Annotated in this window: 12 protein-coding genes; 6 read left to right on the forward strand and 6 right to left on the reverse strand. The window is 49.5% G+C overall.

All coding sequences use genetic code 11. The features are described from left to right. Positions 1-3: 3 nt before the first annotated feature. Together HQ865_RS20520 and HQ865_RS20525 are read right to left on the reverse strand one after the other, a co-directional pair. Positions 4-552: an AAA family ATPase gene (locus tag HQ865_RS20520; protein WP_173416699.1), complete on the reverse strand. Its 549-nt coding sequence runs from the start codon at positions 550-552 to the stop codon at positions 4-6. A gap of 122 nt (positions 553-674) precedes the next feature. Then, complete coding sequence (locus HQ865_RS20525; protein WP_173416700.1) at positions 675-2,849, reverse strand: S9 family peptidase; 2,175 nt, start codon at positions 2,847-2,849, stop codon at positions 675-677. Between the two features lie 105 nt (positions 2,850-2,954). Between HQ865_RS20525 and HQ865_RS20530 the strand changes: the two genes are divergently transcribed. After that, positions 2,955-4,490, forward strand: coding sequence for a serine hydrolase (locus HQ865_RS20530; protein ID WP_173416701.1), 1,536 nt, complete (start codon positions 2,955-2,957; stop codon positions 4,488-4,490). Positions 4,491-4,494: 4 nt separating this feature from the next. Here HQ865_RS20530 and HQ865_RS20535 read toward each other — a convergent pair whose 3' ends face one another. The 4 genes from HQ865_RS20535 to HQ865_RS20550 form a co-directional block, all read right to left on the reverse strand. Then, positions 4,495-4,761 carry a Txe/YoeB family addiction module toxin gene (locus HQ865_RS20535; protein WP_173416702.1) on the reverse strand — a complete coding sequence of 89 codons (267 nt, stop codon included), beginning with the start codon at positions 4,759-4,761 and terminating at the stop codon, positions 4,495-4,497. Beyond that, positions 4,749-4,970: a DUF2683 family protein gene (locus HQ865_RS20540; protein ID WP_173412909.1), complete on the reverse strand. Its 222-nt coding sequence runs from the start codon at positions 4,968-4,970 to the stop codon at positions 4,749-4,751. The genes HQ865_RS20535 and HQ865_RS20540 overlap by 13 nt, the downstream gene beginning before the upstream one ends. A 106-nt stretch (positions 4,971-5,076) precedes the next feature. Further along, positions 5,077-6,444, reverse strand: a complete 1,368-nt coding sequence (locus HQ865_RS20545; protein WP_173416703.1) for a M20/M25/M40 family metallo-hydrolase — start codon at positions 6,442-6,444, stop codon at positions 5,077-5,079. 9 nt (positions 6,445-6,453) lie between these two features. Beyond that, positions 6,454-8,316 carry a M61 family metallopeptidase gene (locus HQ865_RS20550; protein WP_173416704.1) on the reverse strand — a complete coding sequence of 621 codons (1,863 nt, stop codon included), beginning with the start codon at positions 8,314-8,316 and terminating at the stop codon, positions 6,454-6,456. Between the two features lie 166 nt (positions 8,317-8,482). On the opposite strand from HQ865_RS20550, the gene HQ865_RS20555 reads away from it, so the two are divergent. The 5 genes from HQ865_RS20555 (at position 8,483) to HQ865_RS20575 (ending at position 12,768) form a co-directional block, all read left to right on the forward strand. Continuing rightward, positions 8,483-9,379, forward strand: a complete 897-nt coding sequence (locus HQ865_RS20555; RefSeq protein ID WP_173416705.1) for a glutamate--tRNA ligase family protein — start codon at positions 8,483-8,485, stop codon at positions 9,377-9,379. A gap of 116 nt (positions 9,380-9,495) precedes the next feature. Then, entirely contained in the window at positions 9,496-10,143 is a 648-nt protein-coding gene (locus tag HQ865_RS20560; RefSeq protein WP_173416706.1) for a YceH family protein, read from the forward strand. Between the two features lie 204 nt (positions 10,144-10,347). Next, positions 10,348-11,784: a sulfatase family protein gene (locus HQ865_RS20565; RefSeq protein ID WP_173416707.1), complete on the forward strand. Its 1,437-nt coding sequence runs from the start codon at positions 10,348-10,350 to the stop codon at positions 11,782-11,784. A 198-nt stretch (positions 11,785-11,982) separates the two neighbouring features. Further along, entirely contained in the window at positions 11,983-12,483 is a 501-nt protein-coding gene (locus HQ865_RS20570; RefSeq protein ID WP_173416708.1) for a DinB family protein, read from the forward strand. Positions 12,484-12,531: 48 nt separating this feature from the next. Then, a complete protein-coding gene (locus tag HQ865_RS20575; protein ID WP_173416709.1) occupies positions 12,532-12,768 on the forward strand; it encodes a cytochrome b5 domain-containing protein in 237 nt (78 codons plus the stop codon). Positions 12,769-12,903 lie beyond the last annotated feature (135 nt).

The raw sequence follows: 12,903 nt of genomic DNA on the forward strand, positions 1-12,903 counted from the left end.
CATTTAAGTGCTCCCCTTTGGAGAGGATTTAGGAGAGGTGAACTCCTTTATCGCAGCCACCGCGCTATCATACCGGTGCTGCCCAGTACCCGATATGGTAACATAATTGGCATTCAGGGCTTTTAACTCGTCAATCCACACCTGCATAAAGTGCTCACGCTGGGTTGGAAAATCACGCAGGGGGTCATCCTGCCAGGGCAGATCGATATCGAGCAGCAAGTACAGATCGTAAGGGTGTTTAGGCAATTCATCCAGCACCACCTGTGGCGTATACCCGAAAAAGGCATCGCTCCAAATTTTTACGGTGATAAAAGTGGTATCGCAGATCAGGATTTGATTTGCTTTTGGCAGGTATTCCTTTTCTAAAGCCAGCTGACCGTGAAACATGTTCACCTCATCTTCAATAGTAGGCGGCGCGGTTAATGCCGCGCAATATTCGCGGGCATATTCGGGCACCCAAACGGTATCAAATGCTTCGGCCAGGTACGCCGACATGGTTGATTTGCCCGTTGATTCGGGGCCTACGATGGCTATTTTTAGGGGTTTTTGCATGTTCTGTTAAAAAAGAATGTCATTGCGAGCGATAGCGTGGCAATCTCGTAGTTCGTATATCAAACTACGAGATTGCCACGTCGCTACGCTCCTCGCAATGACAAATTATAATGAAGCAGATCCTACCTGCCTCCCGGCGGGCAATGCTCTTTTAAATACTGTGTATACAAGGTGCGCAGGTGCAAACTGGTACCTGGCCCTTCAGATATACCGTGCGTACGGTTAGGGTACGACATTAGCTGAAACTGGCGGTTGTATTTTACCAGCTCGTTGATCAGCATTTCGGCATTTTTGTAGTGTACGTTATCATCGCCGGTGCCGTGCACATACAGCAGGTTACCGCGCAGGTTTTTAGCATAAGTAACCGGCGAACCTTTGATGAACGGCGCGCGACCGGCTTCGTCGGTAGGCACACCCATGTAACGCTCCTGGTAAATGTTATCGTACGATAGTTGCCAGCCCACTGCCGCTACGGCTATACCGGTTTTATAAATATCCGGATACTGGAACATCAGGTTAAGGGTTGATGAACCGCCACCGCTCCAGCCCCAAACCGCCACACGGGTCGAATCAGTAAACGGCCATTTCAGCACCTCCTTAGCGGCCATGGCCTGGTCGCGGATGTTGAGGATACCGATGTTTTTATAGATGGATTTACGCCATTCGCGGCCTTTGGGCACCGGCGCGCCACGGTTATCCATCGATATATAGATATAGCCATCGTTAGCCATGCTGCCTACATATTCGCCGTTACGGCCGCTACCGTAGCTATCCGGAGCGGTTTGCGAGGCCGGTTCGCCGTATACGAAAAACACAACCGGGTATTTTTTCTTCGGGTCGAAGTTGGTAGGTTTCACCATCCAGCCGTCCATCTCAATGCCGTCAACCGTTTTTACTTTAAAAAACTCGGGGCCTTTCGCTTTATCAGCCGCGTTAACGGCAATGTTCTGGCCGCTCAGGTGCTTGTGATCGGGCAGACTAATGGTTTCGCTGGCCGGTAAAGTGTAGCTGTTGCTGAAGTTATGGCGGGCTATCTTGCCATTTGGCGAGATCTCGTAGCTGTGGGTACCCGGCTGATCCATTGGACTAACACGCACCGCTTTGGCGCTACCGTCAATTTTAACGCTGTACAGGTATTTCTGCGTAGCATTTTCTGGCGAGGCGATGAAGTAGATCAGGCCATCGGCTTCATCTACGTTGGAAATACTGATCACATCATAATCGCCTTTGGTAATCAGTTGTTCCTTACCATCACGATCTACGGTGTAGATATGGTTCCAGCCGTCCTTTTCGCTCATCCAAAGGAATTTCTTGTTGTGGTCTATCCAGGTCCAGCCGTCAGCATCGCGCACATCAACCCAGGCTTTGTCGGTTTCGCGATAAATAACGTGGGTAGAGGCGTTAGAAATATTGGCAATGAAGATCTGCTCCTCATTTTGCGCACGGTTCAGTTGCAGCAGGATCAGTTCGTTAGGATTGTTAGTCCAGTCCATACGCGGGATATAGTGTTGGATCGGATCGCCCGGCACCTTCATCCATTTGGTTTGGGCGGTAGCCACATCAACCACACCAATTTTAGCCGAGCTTGGGTCTTCACCAGCCACCGGGTACTCAACCGGCACGGTGAACGAATAGGTAGAGTCGGTGGTGTTCAGCATCAGGTAGTTTTTGATCTTGCGGGCATCTATCTGCCAGTAGGCAATATTGCGTCCATCCGGCGACCAGCGGAAGCCATCGCGGCAATCAAATTCCTCTTCGTAAACCCAATCGAATGTACCGTTGATCAGGCGCTTGCTCCCGTCTTTGGTCAGCGGCTTGATAATGCCGGTGGCCAGGTTCTCTACATAAAGATTGTGTTCGCTCACGTAAGCCACCTTACTGCCATCGGGCGAGAATTTTGCAAACATCAGCGATGACTCGGGCTTGCCTTTGCCCAATTTTTTAAGGGTTTTGGCTTTCAGATCGTACACCCAGTAATCGCCGCGGGTATCCTGGCGCCAAACGCGTTTGGTATTGGTGTTCAGCAGCACTTTGTTATCATCGGCCGAGAACGAGAAGCGGCGCGGTGTAAGTGCTGCCGTTTGTCCGGCAGGTGTAAGCATTGCGGCCGTAACCACGGTGGTGCTCTTTGAAGCATCACGAATATCTAATTCAACAATATTGCCGCCCTGCATGCGGTAATACTGGTAGCCATCTTTAGCCCATTGGGTGCCCCGCTGCGCGTTTGCAGCCTGGCCAATCAGCAGCAAGCCCGCTGCCAGCAACCCAAAGCCTTTGTAGTAGAATTTCGTTTTCATATGTCCCGGATTTTTTGGTTTTGATAAAAACTTTAACTGTATAAAGTGTTATTAAATTTGGCGGTAATTTAATACTTTCCAACCCATAATTTATATCAGCCTGTCATGAAAAAAATAAGCAGCATTTGTATAGCGTTTTTGATGTTTGTTGGAATGGCCAAAGCACAGGAGCTTGACCGCGGCGGATTTTTAAAGGATAGCCTGGATATTTACATGAACCGCGCCCTCACCAACTGGCGCATTCCAGGTGCTGCTGTTTGCGTGGTTAAGGATGGCAAGGTGGTATTGATGAAAACTTACGGCGTAAAGGAACTGGGCCTGCCCGATAAGGTTGACGAGAACACGCTGTTTATGATAGGCAGCAATACCAAAGCCTTTACCGCTACCGCACTGGCCATGCTGCAGGAGCGCAAACAGCTTTCGCTGGATGATAAGGTGACCAAATACATCCCTGAATTTAAACTGGATAATAAGGCCGCCGGCGAGCAGGCCATCATTAAAGACTTGCTTAGCCATCGACTGGGCTTCCAAACCTTCCAGGGCGATTTTACTTTTTATAATACCAATTTATCACGTAAGGAGGTGATCGAAAAGCTGGGCCACATGAAAGCAGCCTACCCTTTCCGCACCAAATGGGGTTATACCAATTCGGCATTTTTAACAGCTGGCGAGATCATCCCCAAGGTAACCGGCAGGCCATGGGAGGTATTTCTGAAGGATAATATCTTCGCCCCGCTGGGGATGATCAATACCCTGGCGCTAACCGCCGATATGCCCAAATCGCTGAACCGCACTGCCGCGCATACCCTGGTTGATGGCCGTTTGGTGGCTATCCCTTATTGCCAGATAGACGCGCTGGCGCCTGCCGGGGCCATCAGTTCGAGCATTAACGATATGAGCAAATGGGTTTTGGCCCTGCTGGATAACGGCAAGGTTGGTCAGCGGCAGGTAATCCCCGCCGCCGCTATCGCCGCCACGCGCGAACCACAGGATATCGTAAGCAGCATTCGCCACCTTAATGGCGAAACCAATTACCAGCTTTATGGCCTCGGCTGGTTTTTGCAGGATTATGCCGGGCACCGTTTGGTGATGCATGATGGCGGGGTAAATGGCTATGTATCGTCGGTAACGCTGGTACCGCAGGACAAGCTGGGTATCGTCATCCTCACCAATACCGATCAGAACAGCTTATACGAAGCCCTGCGCTGGGAAATAATGGATGCCTACTTTAAGCTGCCTTACCGCAATTACAGCGAATCTTACCTCAGCTTTTTTAAAACCAACCAGGCTAACGACCAACTGGTGGATAAAAAACTCCGCGATTCGGTAGCTATGAAGCGCCCCACGGCTATGCCGCTAAGCGCCTACACCGGCAAATATGTAAACGACCTGTATGGCACGCTCACCATCAGCATAGGCGGCGACCTTGACCAGTTGCAGTTACGCTTTGAGCATCACCCCAAAATGTTCGCCACCGCGCAGCCATTGGGCGGCAACCGGTTTTACGTAGTGTTTTCGGATCCTGAATTGGGCAAGGCTGTTTTCCCGTTCACCTTTGCCAATGGCAGGATAAGTGGCATACGGGTTAAGGTGGCTGATTTTATTGAGCGGGACGCTTATGAGTTTAGGAAAGTGCAGTAGGAAACTATCTTGTATAATGAAACCTTAAGGAATAAATAACGATGGTTTCGCTTTCTACTTTATAAACCAAACGATGTTCCTGATTTATTCGCCTTGACCAAAATCCTGCAAGATTATGTTTCAATGCTTCAGGTTTTCCAATCCCGGCAAATGGATCAAGTTGTATGGCTTCTACCAATTGACGGATGCGTTTTAAGATAATTACATTACCGCTCTTCTTCCAATATTCAAGGTCGGCCAATGCTTCGGAAGTGAAACTTAAGGCTTCCATATATCATCAAGGCTAAGTTTGGTTACTTCCCCTTTTTTACCCTGTTCTATCGACTTTTGCAAATGCTCGGCATTGGCCGGAGATGACATCAGATAAGTTGTCTCATCAACATTATCGCTTGATTTATAGTCAACATGCAATGCATCTAAAAACATACGGATAGCTGTTTCCTGATCATTTGTTGCTGGATGAATAGTTAGCGTGTTCATGTTCAAAGATACCTGTTTTTTATTTGACTGTCAATTCTTATGCCACGACGCAAAAAAGCGTTTGAGCTTATTACCCAAACGCTTTTTGCATTGTGTGCTCTAAAGCTTATCGTTGCAACTTCTCTACCCTTGTCGGCGTATCCTTGCCCGAAACAATAGTGCGCGAGCTTAACGCGATGGCACGAATGGCGGCGGTAATATTTGCCACATCCAGCGTTTTCAGCTCGTCGGTTACTTTATGGTAATCGGGGTCGATATCGATCTGATCGGTTGAGATGGTATGGGCCGGTACGCCTAAAGCTGCCAGCGTAGCGTTATCGCTGCGGTAGAACAGGTTTTCCTTGATGTACGGATCCGGATAGAATTTAAAAGCGGTACCTTCTAAGTTGCGCTGTAGTATCTGGCCAAAATCAGACTTTTCGAAACCAGTGATAAAGGCCGAATTTTGACCCCATTTTGATGCTTTGCCAATCATTTCGATGTTGAACATGGCCACCACCTGGTCGGGGTTAACTGTAGTGGTAAAATGGCGCGCGCCATAACCGCCTATTTCTTCGGCGCAGAAGGCTACAAATATCAGCGTACGCTCGTTGTTACCAATTGCTTTATAGTATTTAGCCAGCTCAATAACCGCGGTTGTGCCCGAAGCATCATCGTCGGCACCGTTAAATACGCTGTCTGGTTTCATGCCCGGTCTTACGCCAAGGTGATCATAATGGCCCGAGAATACTACGTACTCATTAGGTTTGCCTTTACCCGGCAACATACCGGCTACATTAAACAGTGGTGCTGATTCGGTCTTTACATCAGCGTTTACACTGATGGATGTGATATCGCCAAAGTTTCCCAATACGGTAACGGTTTGGTCGGGGCTGGCTTTTGCTGATATGCTGCCGGTAGTGGCGCGGTCTTTAAGACGTTTAAACATAGCAGCACCTGCTGTATCTATAAGCACCAGGCGTTTTTTACCTACGGCATCGGCTGCACCCGCGCTGCCCTGCCTGCCGCCACCTGCGCCACCGCGGCCACCAAAGCCGGCTGCCTGCTTTACTACTTCAACTCCATTCATGTCGCTCCAGCTAAATGACGCGCCGGCCGAAACGGTAAACTTATCAGCCGGAACTTCCTTGCCGTTAATTACAAGTTTAGCTTTGCCAACAGTAGTTTTTACCATCGGCGGGATATTTTGGCGGAAGCTGCTTTCGCCCTTTAACGGTTGCAAGCCTATCTTTTTAAACTCGCCCTCGATAAATTTGGCGGCACGGTCGATACCCGGGGTAAAGGTAGCACGGCCTTCCATATTATCGTCAGAAAGGGTTTTGATAATACGCTCCACATTCTGCTGATCTATGATCTTGTTTACCTGCTGGGTAGCCCCGGTGCTGGCTAAATTAGGTATCTTATTACCATCCTGCGCGAAGACCGCCGCAGTGGTTGCCAAAATGGCGCCTGCTAAAATATATTTCTTCATCATTTTTTAGGTTTATTTTACTTTGCTTGATAACCAGGCGGCGCGGAAGGCCGACTGCTCCTTTGTTAATTCTTTACCTGCTTTTTCGTTAGTTACTACCTCGTAAGCAGGGTTTTCTTCCAATGTCAATGTAGTCTCGTGCTGACCGGTGCGGTTTTTATATACCAGCGCAATTTTATCACCCGGCTTTTTAGCGGCTACAATTTCCTGCAGGGTACCTGCATCGGCCAGGTCTTTACCGTCGGCTTTCATAATAATGTCGCCCGCGTCAATTCCGGCTTTATATATCGGCGTGTTTTGCGCTACGCTGTTGGTGATCGGGATACCTTCGGCAGCGCCTGTGGTACGCGCCTGGCCCGAACGGCCCCTCTGCTGGAAGCCACCTACCGAGCCTGCCCATGCTTTACCCGGTGCAACTTTACGCAATACCATACCGGCTTTGGCCAGCAGGGCGGCGTAATCATTCTTTTCGATGCCGTTGATGTATTTACCAAAGAAATCGGCAGCGAATTTAGGGTTGGTTACCCTGGCTAAAACCGCCTGCAGATCGGGGATGGTATATGGCTTCATGTTTTTGCCCAGGGTTAACCAAACTGCTTTCATGTAATCATCAAGCGTAAGGTTAAAATCAGCGCGCAGGCGCAGATCTAAAGCTAAAGCCGTAGCGCCACCATAAGTATAATAGCTGGTAAACACATTGGCGTTATTGTTAGGGTCGATAGATACACCGGCATCGGCAAAAACCGCGTAACGGCTCATCTGCGCAGGCGAGTATTTCAATGCTGCAGGCGAGGTTAATACGGTATTGATCAAACCGGCAGCGGTGCGGGTGTAGCTTTCCGCATCGCCAAAACCGGCGCGGATCAATACCAGGCCACCGTAGTATTGAGTAAAACCTTCAGCAAACCAAAGCTCACTGCTCATATCAGCATGCTCAAAATTAAATGGCTCCAACGATTTTGGGCGGATGCGCTTCACATTCCAGCTATGGAAGTACTCGTGCGCGTAGGTGCCCAGCAGGCGGGTTTCGTTACCCTCTACTTTTTCGGCAGGCTGTACAATGCAGGTAGAGTTACGGTGTTCCATCCCATCGCCAGAAACGGTTGGGTAAACATCATCAAGGAAAGTGTATTCGCCGTAATCGTACACCGGCAGCTCGCCAAATACGGCCTGCTCTTCCAGTACTACCTTTTTCAGTAGTTCGGTAAACTTGTCGATGGTTGCCTGGCTATCGTCTGAGTGGATAGACAGTTTGATGCCCAGTTTTTTACCATCAGGGTTTTTCACTTCCCAGGCGGTTGCTTTAAAGTTTGATAACTCGGTGGGGCTATCCATCATATACTGCAAACCCGGCGCGAAGTACGAACTTTCGCTTTCCGGTTTCAACTGCGTGGCTATTTTCCAGCCGTATTTTTCGTAATCCTTAAACTGGATGTGAATCGGGCGGGCGTCCATCCCAACGGCCCACATCATGGCGGCTGGCATGTTCAGGTGGGCGTGGCTTGGGTCGATACTGGCGTAGGTGCCGTCGGTCCAGTTGGCAAACAGGGTATAGGTTACCTTAACTACGTCGCCGTGCTGTGGCACTTCCCACACATCGCCTTCAATTTGTTTTATCTCCAGGGCCTTGCCGCTGCCATCAAACGCTTTTACATTATAAACGTTCTTGCCAAACTCGTGCGTGGCATATCGCCCGGCCGATGAACGGCTCATGCGAACCCGCAGGGCGCTGGTAGGCAATTGCCCTATGCGCATGCTGATCTCGGCTTCGTGGTGGGCGGCATTCGCGAAGCTGAGGGAGTAATAAATATCGCTTTGTGCAAAGGCGGTTGCCGTTGCAAACAAGGCAACCATACTTAGGTAAAGTTTTTTCATATCTGTACTAAATGGTTAATCAGCGGTCAAATTACTATTAAATTGGCAAAAAACACTGTGGGTTATTTATATGTAACAGCTATTTTGTACTGGTGTGCCTAAAAGCAGAATGCGATTAATCAGCCTATATCTCTAAATATCAATTTTAACCCGACATTAGCACCCGATGGATCAGCAACCCGTATACCGCAAAACCCGCATAGCGCCAACGCCCAGTGGCTACCTGCATTTGGGGAATGTATTATCCTTTGCCATTACCGCCGCGCTGGCCGAAAAAACCGGGGCTAAAATTTTGCTGCGGATAGATGACCTCGATCGTGAACGGGTGCAACCCAACTATGTGCAGGATATTTTTGATACGCTGAACTTCCTTGACATCCCCTGGCATGAGGGCCCGCGCAATTTTGATGAGTACGAGCGGGAATGGTCGCAGGTACATCGTATGGATATGTACCGCGATGCATTGCAAACATTAAAGGAGAATGATGCCGTGTTTGCCTGCAATTGCTCCCGGGCGCAGATCAGAAATATCAATACCGATGATACCTATCCCGCAACCTGCCTGCATCAAAATATCCCGCTGGATGCAGAAAATATAAGCTGGCGGCTGAAGACCGATATTAATGAACCCATAACGGTTAAAAATATTTCGGGCGATAGCACACCAGCTACTTTACCCGCCAACATGCCGTATTTTGTGATCCGGAAAAAAGATGGTTACCCGGCTTACCAACTTACATCCGTTTTGGATGATTTGCTTTATGGGATAGATCTGATCGTCCGCGGGGCCGACCTTTGGGCATCGACATTGGCGCAACAATACCTCGCACCTAAAATTGACGCTCATAGCTTTAACGATATCGTCTTTTTCCACCACCCGCTGTTGATGTCGTCGGGCCAAGCAAAGCTTTCCAAATCGTCAGGCGCAACATCCGTGCATTATTTACGAAATGAGGGCAGATCGCCCGCTGATATTTTTACGGCAGCAGCCGCGCTGCTGGGCAAGGCTGAACCTATCAGCACCTGGCAACAATTAGCAGCATTGGCTCTGCCAATGTTTTGACGGATTTCTATATTTCGGGCGGGAACAATGGGGTTTTAAACCCATCGCTGCTTTTACGGGCCATATCCCTATCAAAAAAACATTGCCGATACCACAGCATTTTATATTTTAGCCTAATGGATACACCGAAAAGCCTGCCTGTACTTGATGCCACCGAACTGCGTGTGCTCGGGTCGTTAATGGAAAAAGCCCGCACCACGCCCGAATATTACCCCATGTCGCTCAATAGCCTTACGGCTGCCTGCAACCAAAAGACATCGCGCAAGCCGGTTGTGCAGTATGATGAGGGAACGGTAGCCATGGCGTTGGATTCGCTGAAGCGTCGCGGGCTGATCTCCACAGCTACCGGCGGATCGAGCCGGGCGGTAAAGTACAAGCATAACTTTGCCATTGTGTTCCCGGTACTGCCGCAGGAAGTTTGCATTATGTGCCTGCTGATGCTGCGCGGCCCGCAAACACCCGGCGAACTGAATACCAATTCGGGCCGGATGTATGAGTTTGAATCGATAGAAGAAGTGCAGCAGATACTGGAAAAACTTGCTGCCGATGAACCGCCCTATTTAGTGCAGTTACCCCGTCGCCCGGGCCAAAAGGAGGCGCGCTATGCCCACCTCTTAGCCGGCGAACCGGACATCATAGATGATGAACCCGATACGCCCATCGGCTACTCTGCCAGCGGCCTTGAAGCCCGCGTTACCAAACTGGAGCAGGATTACGCCGAATTAAAAGAGGCTTTTGATAAATTGATGAAGGAGTTGATGTAAGGAGATTTTAACCACAGCGGCCACAGAGATACATTTTTGATCATTATTCTCTCTGTGAACCCTGTGCAAACCTCTGTGGTTAAAATCCGCCCCATTGCCATTTGTTGCAAATTAGCCCGTGCATTGTTGTAGATGCTTCCGCGGCTTCTCTACCAATAAACTTAAGCCTTTATATTAGCGGTACAAACCAATTTATACCGCCTGATGAAAAAGCTACTCTCCATTGTATGGTTATGCTTATGGGTTATACCTGCCTCATCGCAGGCTACGCGCAAGCCAAACGTTATTATTATTTTAATGGATGATATGGGCTACGGCGATACCGAGCCCTATGGTATGACGGGCATCCCTACACCCAACTTCAACAAACTGGCTAAGCAGGGCACGCGCTTTACGCACTTTAATGCCGGGCAACCTATCTGCACCGCTTCGCGCACGGCATTGCTTACGGGTTGTTATCCCAACCGGGTGGGCATGGCGGGGGCTTTGCTGCCTACCTCAAAAATAGCGCTCAATCCGCAGGAAACCACCATTGCATCCATGCTGAAACGTGCCGGTTACCATACATCCATGCTGGGTAAATGGCATTTGGGCAATCATCCACCTTACTTCCCACTCCATTATGGCTTCGATTCGTTTTACGGCCTGCCTTACTCGCACGATATCTGGCCACGCGATAAGGATGGCAACAAGATCACCGACCCGGCCAATGCCCGCTATACCTGGCCCGAATTACCACTAATAGAAGACGACCGCATTGCCGATACCATCAAAAGCCACCATGACCAGGAGTTGCTGACCACTAAGTTTACCAAACGGGCCGTTGCTTACATTCGCGGGCATAAAAACAAACCGTTCTTTCTGTACGTGGCGCAGCCCATGCCGCATGTGCCGCTGGCTGTGTCGGATAAATTTAAGGGCAAAAGCGGGATGGGTATTTTTGGCGATGTGATGATGGAGCTGGACTGGTCGCTGGGGCAGATATTGAAAACGCTGGACGAAACCGGGCTGGCTAAAAACACTATTGTAATTGTAGCCAGCGATAACGGGCCATGGTTAAATTATGGCGATAATGCCGGTTCGTCAGGCGGTTTCAGGGAAGGCAAGGCCACTACCTTTGAGGGAGGCACCCGTGTGCCCCTGCTGATGCGCTGGCCCGGCAAAATTGAAGCCGGTGGGATCAATAGCCACCTGATGACCAATATGGATATCCTGCCCACCATTGCCGCTGCCACCGGCGCGCACCTGCCGCAAAACCGGATAGACGGACTGAATTTCCTGCCATCGCTGCTGGCGGGTAACAGAACCGGTCCGCGGGAAGTGTTTTATTACTACTCGGGGCAAAATAATTTAGATGCGGTGCGCTATAAAAACTGGAAGCTGGTGCTGCCGCATAAGTCATCATCGTATCAGTTGCTGCATGGTGTTAACGGCAATGGTGGCAAGATATTAAAGATAGATGTGCCCCTGGCCCTGTACGATTTGGCCCACGATCCCGGCGAGGCCTACGATGTACAGCAATTACACCCCGATATCATGAAGCATATGCAAGCCTTAGCCGATTCGGCACGGGAGGATCTGGGCGATGATCTAACCGGCCGCGCAGGTAAAAATGTACGCAAGGCGGCGGTGGTGGAGTAGGGATTAGCGATTTTGGTGGCTATTTAACCACAGGAGGTTTATTACGTCAAGGAGGTGAAAATCTTTGTGCACTTTGTGGTTAAATTGCCGTTTATGCTACCACAAAAAGTGTCGCAATCGCACCCTTATTTGTCGTTTTTGCACATGCTTGCCATTTTTAATGGTATCTAACTTTACATCAGTTAAAAACCAACAATTATGGCAACAGATATTTTAGCGGAATTAATTACCACAAAGGATAATTTTTTTAACGCGCTTGGCGCATTTACCCGGGAACAGTTCAACACCACCCCATTAGAAGGTAGCTGGACACCCGGACAGGTAGCCGAGCATATTTATAAATCGGTAGCCGGTGTGCCGCATTTATTAGGTACCGATGGCATTTCCGCCGATCGCGACCCGGCCCTGAATGTAGCCGGCATCAGGCAGATGTTTTTAGATTTCAGTACCAAAATGAAATCGCCGGGCTTCGTTTTACCATCAAATGAACCGAAAGATCTGGTCGTGCTTACCCGGTCGTTAAAGGAGGCTTTCACCGCTACCATCGATACCGCGCAGGGGAAGGATCTTAACCTCATCATCCCCGATTTTGAGTTCCCCGGTTCGGGTCCGCTAAGCCGGCTGGAATTGCTGAATTTTATTTCGGTGCATACCCAAAGGCATACCCACCAGTTACAACAGATCAGGAAGCTTTTTTGATAAAGGCATCAGGGCATCCAAATCGCTATTTTTGATTATTTTGCAGGCATGACAGACCTGCCCGCTTATACCCGCTCTCAACTAGCCCTGCGCAACGGGCAGGACAAGCCCCAAATTTGGGTGGCCTACAAGGGGTTGATCTACGATGTAACCACCAGCCGCCTTTGGCGCGATGGCAAACACTACGAGCACTGGGCCGGCCAGGACCTTACCCCCGAGCTGGTCGACGCGCCCCATACCGATAGCGTTTTTGAAAAATTTGAGGCGATAGGGGTGTTGAAATAGGCATGCATGTAATGTCATCCCGAACTTGTTTCGGGGTCTCATATGCATAGTCAATCTTTGCATATCAGGCCTGTGTAATGGGATACTGAAACAAGTTCGGCATGACTGATTGTTGCTAACAGGGATTATCGGCAA

The organism is Mucilaginibacter mali, assembly GCF_013283875.1.
GTDB lineage: Bacteria > Bacteroidota > Bacteroidia > Sphingobacteriales > Sphingobacteriaceae > Mucilaginibacter > Mucilaginibacter mali.

What these genes read in the sequence shown, in the direction of transcription:
- HQ865_RS20520 (WP_173416699.1), bottom strand. Translation starts at nt 552, where the DNA reads ATGCAAAAACCCCTAAAAATAGCCATCGTAGGCCCCGAATCAACGGGC.
- HQ865_RS20525 (WP_173416700.1), bottom strand. Translation starts at nt 2,849, where the DNA reads ATGAAAACGAAATTCTACTACAAAGGCTTTGGGTTGCTGGCAGCGGGC.
- HQ865_RS20530 (WP_173416701.1), top strand. Translation starts at nt 2,955, where the DNA reads ATGAAAAAAATAAGCAGCATTTGTATAGCGTTTTTGATGTTTGTTGGA.
- HQ865_RS20535 (WP_173416702.1), bottom strand. Translation starts at nt 4,761, where the DNA reads ATGGAAGCCTTAAGTTTCACTTCCGAAGCATTGGCCGACCTTGAATAT.
- HQ865_RS20540 (WP_173412909.1), bottom strand. Translation starts at nt 4,970, where the DNA reads ATGAACACGCTAACTATTCATCCAGCAACAAATGATCAGGAAACAGCT.
- HQ865_RS20545 (WP_173416703.1), bottom strand. Translation starts at nt 6,444, where the DNA reads ATGATGAAGAAATATATTTTAGCAGGCGCCATTTTGGCAACCACTGCG.
- HQ865_RS20550 (WP_173416704.1), bottom strand. Translation starts at nt 8,316, where the DNA reads ATGAAAAAACTTTACCTAAGTATGGTTGCCTTGTTTGCAACGGCAACC.
- HQ865_RS20555 (WP_173416705.1), top strand. Translation starts at nt 8,483, where the DNA reads ATGGATCAGCAACCCGTATACCGCAAAACCCGCATAGCGCCAACGCCC.
- HQ865_RS20560 (WP_173416706.1), top strand. Translation starts at nt 9,496, where the DNA reads ATGGATACACCGAAAAGCCTGCCTGTACTTGATGCCACCGAACTGCGT.
- HQ865_RS20565 (WP_173416707.1), top strand. Translation starts at nt 10,348, where the DNA reads ATGAAAAAGCTACTCTCCATTGTATGGTTATGCTTATGGGTTATACCT.
- HQ865_RS20570 (WP_173416708.1), top strand. Translation starts at nt 11,983, where the DNA reads ATGGCAACAGATATTTTAGCGGAATTAATTACCACAAAGGATAATTTT.
- HQ865_RS20575 (WP_173416709.1), top strand. Translation starts at nt 12,532, where the DNA reads ATGACAGACCTGCCCGCTTATACCCGCTCTCAACTAGCCCTGCGCAAC.